18 protein-coding genes are annotated in these 15,163 nt (G+C 35.8%); 13 read left to right on the top strand and 5 right to left on the bottom strand.

The features are described from left to right. Positions 1–35: 35 nt before the first annotated feature. The gene (locus tag AC2CGN_RS03250; protein ID WP_286924015.1) at positions 36–539 is read right to left on the bottom strand and encodes a hypothetical protein; all 504 of its coding nucleotides are present in this window, start codon (positions 537–539) and stop codon (positions 36–38) included. Positions 540–725: 186 nt separating this feature from the next. Between AC2CGN_RS03250 and AC2CGN_RS03255 the strand changes: the two genes are divergently transcribed. The 10 genes from AC2CGN_RS03255 (at position 726) to tet (ending at position 9,184) form a co-directional block, all read left to right on the top strand. Beyond that, positions 726–2,042 carry a ParB N-terminal domain-containing protein gene (locus tag AC2CGN_RS03255; RefSeq protein WP_484512127.1) on the top strand — a complete coding sequence of 439 codons (1,317 nt, stop codon included), beginning with the start codon at positions 726–728 and terminating at the stop codon, positions 2,040–2,042. Positions 2,043–2,052: 10 nt separating this feature from the next. Then, complete coding sequence (locus AC2CGN_RS03260; RefSeq protein ID WP_429981018.1) at positions 2,053–3,042, top strand: phage lytic cycle repressor MrpR family protein; 990 nt, start codon at positions 2,053–2,055, stop codon at positions 3,040–3,042. 164 nt (positions 3,043–3,206) lie between these two features. Beyond that, positions 3,207–3,668: a hypothetical protein gene (locus AC2CGN_RS03265; protein WP_484512129.1), complete on the top strand. Its 462-nt coding sequence runs from the start codon at positions 3,207–3,209 to the stop codon at positions 3,666–3,668. Positions 3,669–3,709: 41 nt separating this feature from the next. Beyond that, positions 3,710–3,886 carry a hypothetical protein gene (locus tag AC2CGN_RS03270; protein ID WP_484512131.1) on the top strand — a complete coding sequence of 59 codons (177 nt, stop codon included), beginning with the start codon at positions 3,710–3,712 and terminating at the stop codon, positions 3,884–3,886. 58 nt (positions 3,887–3,944) lie between these two features. After that, positions 3,945–4,238: a restriction endonuclease subunit S domain-containing protein gene (locus AC2CGN_RS03275; RefSeq protein WP_286924010.1), complete on the top strand. Its 294-nt coding sequence runs from the start codon at positions 3,945–3,947 to the stop codon at positions 4,236–4,238. A 41-nt stretch (positions 4,239–4,279) separates the two neighbouring features. Then, positions 4,280–4,462 (top strand): hypothetical protein, encoded by a 183-nt coding sequence (locus AC2CGN_RS03280; RefSeq protein WP_054771232.1) that lies wholly within the window; start codon positions 4,280–4,282, stop codon positions 4,460–4,462. 125 nt (positions 4,463–4,587) lie between these two features. Further along, positions 4,588–5,310 (top strand): 3D domain-containing protein, encoded by a 723-nt coding sequence (locus AC2CGN_RS03285; RefSeq protein WP_484512133.1) that lies wholly within the window; start codon positions 4,588–4,590, stop codon positions 5,308–5,310. 141 nt (positions 5,311–5,451) lie between these two features. Beyond that, entirely contained in the window at positions 5,452–5,982 is a 531-nt protein-coding gene (locus AC2CGN_RS03290; RefSeq protein ID WP_283871497.1) for an NfeD family membrane protein, read from the top strand. 15 nt (positions 5,983–5,997) lie between these two features. Beyond that, positions 5,998–7,557 (top strand): flotillin lipid rafts scaffold protein FloT, encoded by a 1,560-nt coding sequence (floT, locus tag AC2CGN_RS03295; RefSeq protein ID WP_429981024.1) that lies wholly within the window; start codon positions 5,998–6,000, stop codon positions 7,555–7,557. Positions 7,558–7,807: 250 nt separating this feature from the next. After that, positions 7,808–9,184 carry a Tet(L)/Tet(K)/Tet(45) family tetracycline efflux MFS transporter gene (tet, locus tag AC2CGN_RS03300; RefSeq protein ID WP_429990634.1) on the top strand — a complete coding sequence of 459 codons (1,377 nt, stop codon included), beginning with the start codon at positions 7,808–7,810 and terminating at the stop codon, positions 9,182–9,184. 125 nt (positions 9,185–9,309) lie between these two features. Here tet and AC2CGN_RS03305 read toward each other — a convergent pair whose 3' ends face one another. After that, on the bottom strand, positions 9,310–9,855 hold the full coding sequence (locus tag AC2CGN_RS03305) for a GNAT family N-acetyltransferase (RefSeq protein ID WP_429984806.1): 546 nt from the start codon (positions 9,853–9,855) through the stop codon (positions 9,310–9,312). 17 nt (positions 9,856–9,872) lie between these two features. Further along, positions 9,873–10,697 carry a methyl-accepting chemotaxis protein gene (locus AC2CGN_RS03310; protein ID WP_283871501.1) on the bottom strand — a complete coding sequence of 275 codons (825 nt, stop codon included), beginning with the start codon at positions 10,695–10,697 and terminating at the stop codon, positions 9,873–9,875. A 298-nt stretch (positions 10,698–10,995) separates the two neighbouring features. On the opposite strand from AC2CGN_RS03310, the gene AC2CGN_RS03315 reads away from it, so the two are divergent. From AC2CGN_RS03315 to AC2CGN_RS03325, 3 genes are all read left to right on the top strand, one after another. After that, a complete protein-coding gene (locus AC2CGN_RS03315; protein WP_484512138.1) occupies positions 10,996–12,201 on the top strand; it encodes an MFS transporter in 1,206 nt (401 codons plus the stop codon). A 25-nt stretch (positions 12,202–12,226) separates the two neighbouring features. Continuing rightward, positions 12,227–12,955: a sulfite exporter TauE/SafE family protein gene (locus AC2CGN_RS03320; RefSeq protein ID WP_429981028.1), complete on the top strand. Its 729-nt coding sequence runs from the start codon at positions 12,227–12,229 to the stop codon at positions 12,953–12,955. Positions 12,956–13,027: 72 nt separating this feature from the next. Further along, the gene (locus tag AC2CGN_RS03325; RefSeq protein ID WP_484512140.1) at positions 13,028–13,699 is read left to right on the top strand and encodes a peptidylprolyl isomerase; all 672 of its coding nucleotides are present in this window, start codon (positions 13,028–13,030) and stop codon (positions 13,697–13,699) included. A gap of 56 nt (positions 13,700–13,755) precedes the next feature. Here AC2CGN_RS03325 and AC2CGN_RS03330 read toward each other — a convergent pair whose 3' ends face one another. Both AC2CGN_RS03330 and AC2CGN_RS03335 read right to left on the bottom strand, forming a co-directional pair. Beyond that, positions 13,756–14,082, bottom strand: coding sequence for a BRCT domain-containing protein (locus AC2CGN_RS03330; protein ID WP_484512141.1), 327 nt, complete (start codon positions 14,080–14,082; stop codon positions 13,756–13,758). A 103-nt stretch (positions 14,083–14,185) separates the two neighbouring features. Next, on the bottom strand, positions 14,186–14,968 hold the full coding sequence (locus tag AC2CGN_RS03335) for an enoyl-ACP reductase FabI (RefSeq protein ID WP_283871506.1): 783 nt from the start codon (positions 14,966–14,968) through the stop codon (positions 14,186–14,188). Between the last annotated feature and the right edge of the window lie 195 nt (positions 14,969–15,163).

A 15,163-nucleotide genomic window follows, 5' to 3' on the forward strand; every position in this document is an offset into this window, starting at 1 on the left:
TAGTGCAGGGTAAAATCCACCTTTTTCGCCCAGGTCTATTTTTTACATTTTTTGCATTGTGAATGGAGAAGATCTTTACTGCTGCTATTGACACTAAAAAATTCATCTGTCGCAGGGAGGATATCTTTGCATTTACTACAGCTTTTTGTTTTTAAATGCAACTTGTTAATATAGGTAGCTTTGCGCCATTGTCGATCGTTTTCTTGTTTTATTCGTAAACAAATCGTGTTAAATTTACTTCCTACTGTTTTAACAGGTATTCCCAAAATTTTACCTATAGTATAGTAGGAATAGTCTTTAGCAATATAATGAAGTAATTTAATTTGTTCTTTATTTAAGGACTTTTTAATTAATTCATCTAAATCGGCAAATAGGCTAATAACTTCTGTGTTTAATTTCAATGAATTGGTCGCACATGCCCCTTGATTTAAGCTGGTATCATCAATAGAGCCTCTAAAAGTTAATAGTTCTTTAATAACGATTACATCTGATAACACAAGTTGTCTATACTTTGTATCCTTATAAGTTTGATAAGCCATTACTACATCCCCCTTTATTTTTATACTTTAGCCTATTATAATTCAGTTTAAAAATAAATCAATATTTTAAATTAATTTATCTATTAAATTTTGAGAATTAATTTAAATGAAATAATTTAAAAATTTACAAATTAAAATTGCTTATGCTACTATTGACTATAGTCAAAAATAAGGGAGCGTGTAGAGGTGAGAGTTGGCAAAACGAAAGAATTATTAGTTGAACAAATAAAAGCTAGAATTCCTCTGTTAGTGCAACATAATGGGATTTTAGATGAGATTGCCATACAGCTTAATAAATATAACATAAGCTTAGGCAATATTATTGAACTGATAAATGATCACAATAAACTAATAGAGGCACAGCTGGAGGAATTATTATTGCTTGGTGAGCAGCTTCATTTAAAATTTGCAGATAGTGACCAAGACTGGATCAAAGAATGGCTCAATCCTTCAGAAATTAAAGAGCTGAGATTATACATAAAAGAATCACCTTATGATGAGCTTATCACTTTACCATATACTTTCGAGAACGTTATAAAATCAGGGCACAATGAATATGTTGCAATCATCCCTAATTCAATCATCGGTAAGCTGTGGATGAGTGGGATTACCATGTATAATCCCAATATTCAGCGACAGGCAAAAAAGAAGAAAGTTAAAAACGAAATAATAGAGGTTATGAATTTAAATCCAAAATCTTTGCGCGAGATTGAAAAGCAAACCTTAGATGGTGATTTAATAACTTCTACACTACGCTATAATGCCAAGGTTGGTACTGGGGAAGATGGAGTTGAATTAATTTATGATGAAAGAGAAAAATCGCTCACATTGTTAGAGGGCACACAAATAGATGTTTTAGATGGTGCGCATCGAACATTCTCTATCTATAATGCCTATATGAAGAAGGTTGATTTGGAAGGGAATATGATTGTAATTTTTTCGAATATGACAGAGGCACAATGTAAAAGAGTTCAGGTCGATATGGCAAAAGCCAATCCAATTCCTAAACCGAGATTACGGGAGCTAGCAAAAGATAAATTAGCGGATGAGGTTGTGATTGAATTAAAAGCGGATGGTGAATTAAAGGGAAGAATTACCTCCAATTCAAATGTTAAATATTCATATGGGGAAGTTGTTACTTTCTCGGAATTGTCGGATGCCATCGATCATAGCTTCCAACTAGAGAATCGTCTAGAAGTCATCGAGGTTGCGAAGGTGATAAATGATTATATGATGTATCTTTTCGCCTATTATAAATCAAATTTATCAGATAAAAACTCTTTAATGTTTAAAAGTAGAATGTTTATAGGCCATATTGAATTAGCGGCAAGAATGTTTGAGCATACAATTCCGTTTGATAATTTACGTCAATATCTCAATAAAATCGATTTTTCAATGGATAATCCATTATGGGAGGAAATTGGAATTCTTAAATATGGCAGCATGAGCGCGCGTAGCAGAACTAAAATTCAAACAGTATTTCATCATTTACTAAAAGAATGAGGTGTAAAAAATGATCCTTAAAGATAATGTTTTTAATAAAGATATTAAAGAATGGTATTTAACTTCATTAGACATCCAAGAAAACAGTTTAACTACTTATTTATCATTGTTTAATAAAGCAACCGTACTCGAAAATCAAAAAAATAAAGATATATTTGATATGAATAAGGTAGAGCTTGAAGAATTATTTTACAGCTTGAAATCGCCTAGTCCACAATCTTTAAGTGCATCAATTGGTTTTATCATCAGATATATAGAATGGGCAATTGCCAATGGCTATACGAATAATCGTTCGCAACGGCTTCCTACCAGCATTACTATGGACTATTGCAGTACATTTGTCTATAAAGCAGCCATTATTCGCTATACTAGAGAGCAATTGTTTAGCTATATGAACCTGTTTGATGATCAAAGACATGCTGTATTTCTTCTCTGTTTATTTGAGGGAATTAAGGGGGAAGGCTACAGTGAAATCTTAAATTTAAAAATGGCTGATTTAGAAAATAGCAATGGGGTATACTTGGCAAAGCTGACGAATAATAAGGGCTATAGAAGGGTTATTGAAATTTCCGATGAGCTCTATTGGAGGCTAGAAAAATTAGATAAGATTTCCTCTACAAGTAAGAAGCCAAAACAGGGACAAAAATATTTTTCCGATAGTACCTACATTTTTAAGAAGGCAAATGCAAAGAGTGAGGATATCCAATTAAGGGCATCCTTTGGCAATAGAGCATTGGATTTAGCGAAAGTAATTTTTGATAATCATAATTTAATTGCAAGTACAATTCAGGCATCAGGGATGATGTGGTATATTTGGGAATTGGTCCGCCAGAATGAGATGAAAGTCGTCAATAAAGAAATATTAGAGAAGGTTGCAAGTAAATATGATACTGGGTATGTGGATAAAAATAACCAGTACGTTAGTTTTTCTATACTTCGGCACAAAATAGACCTAGATTTTATAAATACAAATTATGGACAGATAATAATGGACGTTTAGAACTGGTTAATACCAGTTTTTTTTATTTTCATAGAATATCCATTCTAAATAATTGTAAATATTTCTCTAAAAATAAACTTGAAAACGAACAGATGTTCGTGATAGAATGAAAACAAGCTAATTTTGTATGGAGTCGGTCCGCACAATTTTAAAGGGGGATGTAAATGAATGTAAGAGAAACAACGGCAGTAATAGAATTAGTGCTTTACAATGATCGAGATATCTCCGAAGAGCTAATGAGAGATTTCTACGGCGGTATAACGAATGTAATTTTAAATGATGAAGGAGGACATGCTCTCGAATGTCAATGTATGGATAGTTCAGTAACTAGTTTAATACTTATGGATAAACAAACGGAGGAGGAGGATCAATTAATAAAGGAGATAGGGGATAAAAAATTTATTTATAAAAAATCACCCAATTGGGAAATCCATTTTGACAGCTTAGTGCAATTAGATGCAGATCAGGAAAGTATTTATTATGTTGTCGAATTTCAAAATATTATTTATTTATACAATGGAATACAACGAAAATCTATTATTGATAAAACGATCACATCTTTGAGAAGTCTTAAAGAATATTTAGATAAACACTACCCTGCCTATAAAATTCTCGAAAGGTTATAAAGAGCAACGTTGGGAGAAATCTAAAAAATGAGGTGTTACGCTTGGACAAGCATTTAATGAAAGAATTAGCATCTGAGATTGTCGAGCAATCGAGGGGAAGAATTAGCATGTTAGAGGCAGAAGCTCTTGCAATTGTTTCCATCAGTAAGATGAAAAATTGTACGTTGACAAACTATAAGGAAAAAGTCATTCAAAAAATAATTCATAACTACGCATAGAGCCTTTTGCTAAAACTATTTAGATAAATTAATTAAAAAATACAAAGGAGAGATAAATATGGAGAAAATAATTTTAACGGAGATGAAACAGGTAATGAAAGATTTTGGGGAAGTTTTTAGTATGATCAATCAAGGAAAAGTATTCGAAAATGAAACAAATGTAAAGGAATGTATCAATAAGTGTAAAAAGCTTCAATTGGAATTGATGGATTCTATTAGATTAATTGAATTAACATTTATGGAATTACAATCGAAGCGTGATCAAGCTCTATTAGCTACTGAGTCAGATAGTGAATCAAAGCTTAGGCAGCTAGATGACCTTTTGTTAGCAATCAATAAAAAAACAACATAGTTTATCATACTATGCATCATTTAATGAAGGGAATGAGTTAAATGAGTACTGTTAAGAATGAACATACAAAGGGTTTCAAGGTTGATTGTCTTGCGATGGCATTAGCTTATAAGGAGATGGGGGATTTGAATTTAACGATTGCAAAGGAAATGGATTATCTGGAGTGGGAAGCGATAAGAATTATTGAGTCATTTTTAGAGAAAATGAATGCACTAGAGATTTGAGAAATTATACATACTTAGTAACTATGAAAAATACATATTCAATAATTAAAAATATAGTTGGAGATCTTATGAATGAATATAAAGTAGTTTTGATAGTATGCTTTAGCTTCCTCCTATCATTTTTTATGTTAGAACAAACCAGAGAAGATATCGTTTATCTTCATTCAGAAGAAGATTCCCACCTTGGTGGTGAGATGAATGCTGTTTTGGTTCCTTTTCAGTGGGTGTCCAAACGCCTACTGAATGAAGATAAAGCCTCTGGAGGATGTCACGGATTTTCAAAGGAAGGAATTGTGCAAGCACAATTCAAAACCCGGACGCAATTATGCCAAGGCGAAATTGATAAGAAATTAGATTTGGAAACGATTCTTCAGAATACACCAAAAAGCAATCTTGAGCATGCATTTAAAATGATTCAAAGGGAAGCTGAAAGGATCAGACAGGAAAATCATCAAAGGCAACTAGAGCAAAATCGAATAATGCGGGAACAGGAAATTCGAAAAGAGCGACTAAAGCTAAACAATAATAGTTTACAAGAGCATAAATGGTTAAAATTTCACGCTACTTACTACGGTAGAGATTGTAGGGGATGTAGCGGCATTACTGCTACAGGGATTAATGTACAGAGGACCATCTATTTTAAGGAGCTGCGAATTGTTGCTGTGGACCCCGCCATTATCCCATTAGGAACGATTGTTGAAATTAAAACACCTAATGAAAACTTTAAGGCCATTGCTGCGGATAAAGGTGGTGCAATCAAAGGGCATCGACTTGATATACTCGTGGAATCTGAAGAGATTTCTGTTCAATATGGCAGACATGACGTGCAATTACGCATAATAAACTAATAGTACATACATTTAATACATATCATGAGGAGCATAATATTGTATGCTCCTTTTCTTTTATTAGAAAAATGAGAAAAATTATGAAACTTTTGAAAGCGTACATCCGTATAGTAGGTAATACAATGAAAAGGGGTGAACAACTTGACGCTATTTGGCTATTCACTCGAGCAAATCTTTTTAGTGGTATTAATCTTCGCAGGCCTTGCAACGCTATTATTTATGTTTTTTGGTGATGCTGTTGAGGGCATCGGTGAGGGTCTACCGATTTTTAATCCAAGTGTCATTCTATCTTTCATTACGTTGATGTCAGCAGCAGGATTTATTTTAGAAAAGTTAGCCTTTTTCCCTAGCGTTTGGAATATTTTTGCGGCTGCTATCATCGGAGCTATTTTAAGTGCATTATTTTATTTATTCGTTCTAGTTCCGCTCAGATCAGCGGATGTTTCGTTAGCCTATACAGAAGAATCGCTTGGTGGTCAGCTTGGGAAGGTTATTGTCCCAATTCCAAGTGACGGCTTTGGAGAGGTTGTCATTGAAACAGCAAGTGGTATGATTTCTAAGCGAGCAACTGGCTATGACAATGAGGCAATCGACTATGATACAACGGTACTTGTTGTAGAGGTCAAGGAAGGCACACTTTTTGTAAGATCCTATGAGAAGAAATTTGTCTAAAGGAGAGATATTTATATGTCCATGGAAATTTTAATTGTGATAGGTATTGTAGCTTTTATTTTAATTGCACTTGTGGCACTGTATGTGACAAAGTATCGAACAGCGGGTCCTGATGAAGCACTGATTGTAACAGGTAGCTATCTTGGCTCAAAAAATGTACATAAGGATGAGTCAGGAAATCGTATTAAAATAATTCGTGGTGGCGGTACATTTGTATTTCCAATTTTCCAGCAAGCACAGCCATTAAGCTTATTATCTAGTAAGCTAGATGTAACTACACCTGAAGTATATACGGAGCAGGGTGTACCGGTGATGGCTGATGGAACTGCTATTATTAAAATCGGTGGGTCCATTTCTGAAATTGCAACTGCAGCTGAGCAATTTTTAGGAAAGCAAAAAGATGAGCGTGAAAATGAAGCACGTGAGGTATTAGAAGGGCATTTACGCTCCATTTTAGGCTCAATGACAGTGGAGGAGATTTATAAGAATCGTGATAAATTTTCTCAGGAGGTACAACGTGTTGCATCCCAAGACTTAGCAAAGATGGGGCTGACAATCGTCTCCTTTACGATTAAGGATGTACGTGATAAAAATGGTTATTTGGAATCGCTTGGTAAGCCTCGTATTGCCCAAGTTAAGCGTGATGCAGATATTGCGACTGCAGATGCAGAAAAAGAGACACGTATTAAGCGTGCCGAGGCATCGAAAGAAGCACAAAAGGCAGAGCTTGAGCGTGCCACAGAAATTGCTGAAGCGGAAAAAGAAAATCAATTAAAAGTAGCTGAGTTCCGTCGTGAGCAGGATATCGCAAAAGCCCGAGCGGACCAAGCGTATGAGCTAGAGACGGCACGTGCAAAGCAGGAAGTAACAGAGCAGGAAATGCAAATTCGCATTATTGAACGTCAAAAGCAAATTGAATTAGAGGAAAAAGAGATTTTACGTCGTGAAAAGCAATACGATTCAGAAGTGAAGAAAAAGGCTGATGCGGATCGTTATGCTGTTGAGCAAAACGCAGCTGCCGAAAAAATGCGTGAGCTTGCACAGGCTGATGCAGAGAAATACCGAATTGAATCATTAGCGCAGGCCGAGGCGGAGAAAATACGTCTGGACGGTCTTGCAAAAGCGGATGCAGAGCGTGCAAAAGGGGAAACGGATGCGGAAATTATTCGTCTACGTGGTCTTGCAGAAGCTGAGGCAAAACGCAAAATTGCTGAGGCCTTTGAATACTATGGTCAAGCGGCAGTCTTAGATATGATTGTGCGCATGATGCCGGAATATGCGAAGGAGCTTGCAAGTCCTCTTGGCAATATTGATAAGATTACGGTTGTCGATACTGGTGGTGGAGAAGGCGGCGGTGGCGCGAACAAAGTAACTGCCTATGCAACAAACCTTATGTCCACATTACAAGAATCCTTAAAGGAAACATCAGGGATTGACGTTAAGGAGCTTATTGAAAGCTATGCAGGTAAGCATACATTGCGTCCGGAGCTAGAGCAAATTGCAGCTGGCTTAGAAAAAAAGCAGGCACCTATTATAGCTGAGCAAGAAGAAGAGAAGGAAACCGTCGAGCAATAATGAGAAATAGAGACCTGATGACTATAGTCATCAGGTCTTTATTGTAAAGTGATAAAGTAGGTTTAAAAAAAGTCAGTCATTTACGCAAAAAATCTGGGTTAAAAATTGTAACATATATGGTAAAATATATGAATCATATTTAGGAGGGGTTTATATGAAGTGGAATAAAGATAATTGGGTATATTTAGAGAGGGAAAGCGTATCAATAACCCTATAAACTACGTCTACCCTCATTAATGGAGGGTAAAATGTGAATACATCTCATTCACAGATAAATTTGCATCATAATCAAATTTTATTATGGCTCTGTGTTCTTTCTTTTTTCAGTGTTTTAAATGAAATGGTATTGAATGTTTCATTACCTGATATTGCTAGAGATTTTCATAAGGAACCAGCAAGTATTAACTGGATAAATACAGCGTTTATATTGACTTTTTCCATAGGGACGGCGGTATATGGAAAACTATCGGATCAGCTAGGCATTAAAAAGCTACTACTATTTGGGATTATAATAAACTGCATTGGATCGGTTATCGGGTTTGTTGGACATTCTCTATTTCCGGTACTTATTTTGGCTAGGTTAATACAAGGAACCGGTGCCGCTGCATTTCCAGCACTTGTAATGGTTGTTGTTGCCCGCTATATTCCAAAGGAAAATAGGGGAAAGGCATTTGGTCTTATTGGGTCCATTGTAGCTATGGGAGAAGGTGTAGGGCCATTTATTGGTGGAGCAATTGCTGAATATATCCATTGGTCTTATATACTGCTTTTGCCAATTGTGACGATTATCTCAGTCCCATTCCTTGCACAATTATTGAAACAGGAAGAGGTAATAAAAGCCTCTTTGGATAATGTAGGCATACTATTTATGTCCTTGGGGATTGTATTTTTTATGATGTTTACAACATTTTATAAAATTTCCTTTTTAATCGTTAGCTTAATCTTTTTCCTACTATTTGTTCAAAATATTAGAAGAGTATCTAATCCTTTTGTTGATCCTGCGCTAGGCAGAAATATCTCATTTATGATTGGAATTGTTTGTGGAGGACTAATATTTGGAACTGTAGCCGGATTTATTTCAATGGTTCCTTATATGATGAAAGATGTGTATCATTTAAGTACTGTTGCAATCGGAAGTGGGATTATTTTTCCTGGGGCAATGAGTGTTATTGTTTTCGGTTATATAGGGGGATTGCTTGTAGATAAAAAAGGTTCTTTATTTGTGTTAACTACTGGAAGTGCATTTCTTGCTATCAGTTTTATAGCAGCTGCCCTTTTTATAGAAACGACACCATTGCTTATCACAATTATAGTTATTTTTGTTTTTGGGGGGCTTTCTTTTACGAAAACAGTTATATCAACCATTGTTGCAAGCAGTTTGGAACAAAAGGAAGCTGGTGCTGGTATGAGTTTGCTTAATTTCGCAAGCTTTTTATCAGAAGGAATAGGCATTGCAATTGTAGGTGGATTATTATCGGTACGTTTGCTAAATCGAAAATTATTACCTCTAAATGCTGAGCCACCTGCCTATTTGTATAGTAATATACTATTGCTGTTTGCTGGGATTATCGTTGTTAGCTATTTTGTTACTATGAATATGTATAAGCGTTCCAGAATAAATATATAAAAGAGTCAATCTATAAATCTTTGGATTTTTAATAACTATATTTTTAACCCCGTCCTAAATGTAGAACGGGGTTATGCTTGTTTGAGTTTTTTTATGATATACCCTGGTAGTATAAGCTCAAGTGGCTACTTTTTCTCCTGCCATTCACTTGCGAGCATTCCATAAACAACATGGTTTACATAATGATCGTAAAGCCATTCTGCAGCACGAATCGTACCTTCCGCAGTAAAGCCTAGTCGTTCAGGAATAGCGCGGCTTTTCGCATTACCCTCAGCAGCACGAATTTCAACTTTATTGAGCTGTAAAACAACAAATGCATATTGTAGTAAAGCCTTAACGGTATTCGTCATAATTCCATGTCCTTGCGCCCCTTCACTGAGCCAATAGCCAATTGCCGCAATTTTATTACTAGGATTGATGGTATTAAAGCCTGCAATTCCAACAATTTCATCCTGAAAAACAATAACAAACGAATGGCTGGTCTGTGCTTCCTGCCCCTTTATACACCCTTCAATATAGGCTGATGTATCAGCGACTTCTTTGGTGAAATCCAGCCATGGTAACCATTCACGTAAATAGGAGCGGGATTTGTCCGTTAATTCGAAAACGACATTTGTATCTTCTAGGGTAATAGTACGTAAGTATAAATTTGGTTTGATTTTAATAATCAATAACTTTCATCTCATTGTTATTTTAAGGCATCGTGCATAAAGTTCTTCATTTCATGACTAAGAACTGATAACTCTTCAATAATTTCACTGAAATCCTGAACAAGCTGGGCCTGCTCATTGGTAGCATCATTGATTTGCCCCATATTTTGTTTCAGATTTTCGAGATTCCGATTGATGTTTCTTAACGATGCTTCTATGTTTTCAGTGGCGCTAGAGGTTTCGAAGGAAAGCTTTCTAACTTCCTGTGCCACAATGTTAAAGCCAGCGCCATGCTGACCAGCACGAGCAGCCTCAATGGATGCATTTAAGCCAAGTAAATTCGTTTGGCGTGAGATGCTCTTTATTAAATCAGTGACTTCATTTGTTTTCTCAGAATCCTCAAGGGCATGCTGTGCTTGTTTGTTAATTTCTTCGCTTGTAGCAGCTAACTCTTCAGAATGTGAGGCAATTGTATGTACTTTGTCCTGTAAACTGTTCACGATAGTATCCATTGTGCTCATATAATCTTCGAGTTTAAGTTCATTGTCGATTGGCAGCCCAAATGCAAGAGCACCTACGACTTTACCATTTTCACGAATTGGGAATGAAAAAGCATTGATGGCAACGCCGTACACATCCTCTGGTATCACAACATCCGCATTTTGACCATTAAAAGCAATGAAAACATTTTGGTCGTTTGTATTTACTTTTTGACCATCTTTATAGCCTGAATCTACTCGCTTGCCTGCTAAATATTTCACAACTATTTGACTTTCTTTTTCAACAACAGCTACAATTGCTTCTTCTTTTAATGCAAGGTGGATATACGGTACTGAAAGGGATAGTGCTTCAATAATTTTCATAAAAATTCCTCCAAGTCTGTGCAACGAAAATAGTCTAGTCATCGGCTCATTTTGACAATGATAGCTAGATGATTACTTTCACTGTAGCACAATAATTGCCAACTCAAAATACTAAATCCAAATTTTTTATTAAGAAAAATAGAGAAATTATTTATAGTGAAAATGTCAAATAAAATATAACAATAAAAATAAAAATAGAAATAAATTTGTCGATTTTTTGACGGTCTATCGTGTGTTTTAATGAAAATTGTATTAGAATAAATAGTATTATTGGTTTGTATGTTAAGGAGCGAGACACATGGACTTTATTCAAAAGGGGACAAAGGCGTTTCATAAAGCAAATTGGGCTTTATTTTTAGCAGGCTTTATTACCTTTGCCAACCTCTATATAACGCAGCCTTTACTGCCAACGTTTGCAGCGGAGTTTCATGTATCACCAGCCGTTGCGAGCTTATCGCTATCAGTGACTACCTTTGCACTATCTATCAGCATGATTATTGTTGGCTCATTGTCTGAAGCTTGGGGAAGAAAATCATTAATGACTATTTCAATTTTTGCTGCATCGATCCTTACCCTAGCTCTTGCCTTTTCACCTAATTTTGAAATGATTTTAGTGCTCCGAGTATTACAGGGAGTCGTTTTTGCGGGTTTGCCTGCTATTGCCATGGCATATTTAGGAGAGGAAATCGACCCATCTAGTTTAGGTGTGGCTATGGGCTTGTACATAAGTGGAAACTCAGTTGGGGGACTTAGTGGACGGGTTATTATCGGAACATTAACGGATCTTTATAATTGGCAGGTGGGCATGATTGTACTTGGTATAATTAGTCTACTCATTAGTCTGATATTTGTCTGGATGCTGCCGAATTCCAAGCATTTTACGGCTCGATCATTGCAAATAAAAGCATTAACGACCTCACTTTTACAACATTTAAAGGACCCATCAATGCTTTGTTTGTTCGGCATTAGCTTTGTTTTAATGGGAAGCTTTGTTACGCTGTATAACTATATAGGCTTTAAATTAATGGCATCGCCCTATAATTTAAGTGCTACAATTGTTGGGTGGATATTTATTATTTACTTAGTCGGTACATTCAGTTCTGCTTGGTTCGGTGGTTTAGCTGATCGATATGGACGTCAAAAAATGCTGCTATTGTCAATTGCTATTATGCTGATAGGGGCCATCCTTACATTACATAGCCTTCTGAGTTTGAAGATTATTGGCATTATCATTTTTACATTTGGCTTCTTTGCGGCACACTCGATTGCTAGCGGATGGGTCAGTAAAAGAGCCACTCATGATAAAGCACAAGCCTCCTCACTTTATTTATTTTTCTATTATTTTGGCTCTAGTGTTGGAGGGACAGTAGGAGGCATATTTTGGATGCATTTCGGCTGGATAGGTGTTATTACGATGATTGCTGTATTTTTAGCCGTTGCCTGCTTCCTATCTTTTTTATTAAAGGGCTTTATTAAAAAACAACATATAGCAGTGGATCACTAGGAATTATTGATTGTGAGGTGCTATTTTGTTCGAACTTATTATCTTTTTTTTAATTATCTTGTTTGCCTCGATTTTGCAAACAAGCTCAGGTTTTGGCTTTTCTATTATCGCCACGCCATTATTGTTAGTGCTATTTTCGCCACAGGAAGCCATACAAATCAATATCCTTTTATCTTTAGTTATTTCATTTACATTAATATGGAAGATCAGACAGGATGTTGATTTTAGTTTATTGAAAAAAATTGTAATAGGTAGTTTAATTGGCGCACCATTTGGCAGTGTGATATTTTCAATTGTCAACATCATCACTTTTAAATTAATTATTGCTATCACTTTAATAGGATTAACAATTCTACTTATTAAAAATTGGTCTATTCAACCAACGACAAAAGGAGATTATGGAGTAGGCTTTTTATCAGGATTGTTAACTACAAGTATTGGGATGGCTGGACCCCCATTATTACTTTATTTTGCAGGTACAATGAAAAGTAAGGAAATGATTAGAGCTACAACTTTAGCCTACTATATTTTTATTTACCTAATTAGTTTACTCTTCCAATTAACAATGACAGGTACAAATAAAACAGTTTGGGTTAACAGTTTGTATGCATTGCCAATTTTACTAATAGGTTTAGTTGTAGGGCAAATTTTCTTTAATAGGCTTGACCAAAAGCTTTTTTCAAGGTTGATTAATATGATGCTATTCGCTGCAGGTGTTATTCTATTAATTCAAACTATATTTGCTATGTTTTAAGAGTTACTATTTGTTATAAGCGAACGAATCGGTATAATAAATAGACGAGCTAAAAAGAGGAGAGGAAATACTATGTTTACGCGTTTTAAAGGAATTTATCTTGTCTTTGCGTTGCTTACAGTGACTTTTATTGTGACAGGTTGCGGAGCAGCTAAAGAACAAGGACAACCTGAGGGTAAGAATGCACAGGAATCGGAAGAAAAAGTAGATTATTCTTCCGAAGTGAAGGAAAATCCAATTGTGACAATTACGATGGAAAATGGCGAAAAAATCACCATCGAATTAGAGCCTTCTACAGCACCGAACACAGTAGCTAATTTTATTTCTTTAGTTAACAAAGGCTTTTATGATGGTCTTATTTTCCATCGCGTTATTCCTGGTTTTATGATTCAAGGGGGAGATCCTTCAGGTAATGGTACGGGTGGACCAGACTATTCGATAGAAGGTGAGTTTTCTTCTAATGGCTTTAAAAACGACTTGAAGCATGAACGTGGGGTTATTTCAATGGCACGTTCGGATGACCCGAATTCTGCGGGATCACAATTTTTCATTATGGTAGATACAGCATCACATCTTGATGGTCAATATGCTGCTTTTGGGAAAGTGATTGAGGGCATGGAAACAGTGGATGCGATTGTTGCTGTTGAACGAGATGGTGAAAAACCATTGGAAGATCAGCGAATGAAAAAGGTAGAAGTGGATACAAAGGGCTTTGATTACCCAGCTCCAAAGGTTTTAAAATAATAGAAGTGCTGCAAATTGGTTTTTTGCACTTAATAATTGTGAACTAAATTGGTTTTTTAAGTTCTTTGCATCGAAATAAGCCAAATAAAATCATCCTCAACAATCATTTGAATGTCTAGGCCGAGTCTAATCAATTGCTCGGCTTTTAATTGTTTTGTACTGAACCCTCGATGGTTCTTTCCAAGAATAACGAAATCTGTCTCCTTTGTAACAGCACCTTGTACTATCCCTCCACAAGCCCTCACTTTTTTCGCAGCTTCTGCACGAATCATCGTGGAAAGAGCCCCTGTAAAGACAATTTGTTTATTATAAAATGGATGCATGAAGCATTCAGATGGGTCAGAAAGATAAATGATTTCAGTGTTGTTGTTATTTTTGTCCATGTTGATTCTCCTTATGTGAATGCTAAAGGATTTCACTCTCGATCGTGCAAATTAAGAAAAGGAAGCATGAAAAATCAATGACGATTTTCCATGCTTCTTTGTATTATCCCATAATATTATAGCCAGCGTCGATGTAAATTGTTTCGCCTGTAACGCCTCGAGATAGGTGAGAAAGCATCACAATTGTCATATCTGCTACTTCGTCTTGCTGAACATTACGCTTTAATGGAGCTGTTTCTTCGATTTTGTGTAAAATTGTGTTGAAGGAAGGAACGCCTTTTGCTGCAAGTGTACGAATTGCTCCAGCTGAAATCGCATTGACACGAATATTATCCTTCCCGATATCTGCAGCAAGGTAGCGCATAGAAGCCTCTAATGCTGCTTTCGCTACACCCATTACATTGTAACCGTCAAGCACACGTTCTGCGCCTAAATAGCTCATAGTTACTATTGAACCGCCTTCAGTCATATAAGGATGTGCCGCTTTTGCTGCTGAGATAAGGGAATACGCACTAGTATCTTGTGCAAATGCATAGCCATCGCGAGTTGTCTCTAAGAAACGATTGTGTAAATCTTCTGCATTGGCAAACGCTACAGAGTGTACAATACCATGAATAATGCCTACTTTTGAACCAATTTCATCAAAGGCAGCCTTTGTGCTATCATCGCTGTTTACGTCACATTGCACAATCAATGAATTAGATTGTCCGATATTTTCTAATTGCTTTTGTAATTTTTTTAATGAACGTTCTTGGCGATAGGTGAAAATAACATTTGCGCCGACATCAAATAAACGTTTTGCGATGCCCCAAGCAATACTACGATCATTTGCCACACCCATCACCACAATATTTTTATCTTTTAATTGTAATAAATTATCCATCATTTATAAGAACCCCTTTATGAAATAATATCTGTTATTAGTACCAACTACTAAAATCTTATCATACATAAAAAATGGTTGCAATAACAAGATGACAGGGAGACACAATTTTACAAAAAAGGTACAAAAAAATTCATCTCTTGTTTAGTTAGAGACGAATTGAAGATTTTAAAAGCGTTTTAAAATAAGAAGGCACCC

Source organism: Lysinibacillus sp. DFXJR4, from assembly GCF_057196045.1.

Coding starts and splice junctions, on each gene's coding strand:
- AC2CGN_RS03250 (WP_286924015.1), bottom strand. CDS start 539: ATGGCTTATCAAACTTATAAGGATACAAAGTATAGACAACTTGTGTTA.
- AC2CGN_RS03260 (WP_429981018.1), top strand. CDS start 2,053: ATGATCCTTAAAGATAATGTTTTTAATAAAGATATTAAAGAATGGTAT.
- AC2CGN_RS03265 (WP_484512129.1), top strand. CDS start 3,207: ATGAATGTAAGAGAAACAACGGCAGTAATAGAATTAGTGCTTTACAAT.
- AC2CGN_RS03275 (WP_286924010.1), top strand. CDS start 3,945: ATGGAGAAAATAATTTTAACGGAGATGAAACAGGTAATGAAAGATTTT.
- AC2CGN_RS03280 (WP_054771232.1), top strand. CDS start 4,280: ATGAGTACTGTTAAGAATGAACATACAAAGGGTTTCAAGGTTGATTGT.
- AC2CGN_RS03285 (WP_484512133.1), top strand. CDS start 4,588: ATGTTAGAACAAACCAGAGAAGATATCGTTTATCTTCATTCAGAAGAA.
- floT (WP_429981024.1), top strand. CDS start 5,998: ATGTCCATGGAAATTTTAATTGTGATAGGTATTGTAGCTTTTATTTTA.
- AC2CGN_RS03310 (WP_283871501.1), bottom strand. CDS start 10,697: ATGAAAATTATTGAAGCACTATCCCTTTCAGTACCGTATATCCACCTT.
- AC2CGN_RS03315 (WP_484512138.1), top strand. CDS start 10,996: ATGGACTTTATTCAAAAGGGGACAAAGGCGTTTCATAAAGCAAATTGG.
- AC2CGN_RS03325 (WP_484512140.1), top strand. CDS start 13,028: ATGTTTACGCGTTTTAAAGGAATTTATCTTGTCTTTGCGTTGCTTACA.
- AC2CGN_RS03330 (WP_484512141.1), bottom strand. CDS start 14,082: ATGGACAAAAATAACAACAACACTGAAATCATTTATCTTTCTGACCCA.
- AC2CGN_RS03335 (WP_283871506.1), bottom strand. CDS start 14,968: ATGATGGATAATTTATTACAATTAAAAGATAAAAATATTGTGGTGATG.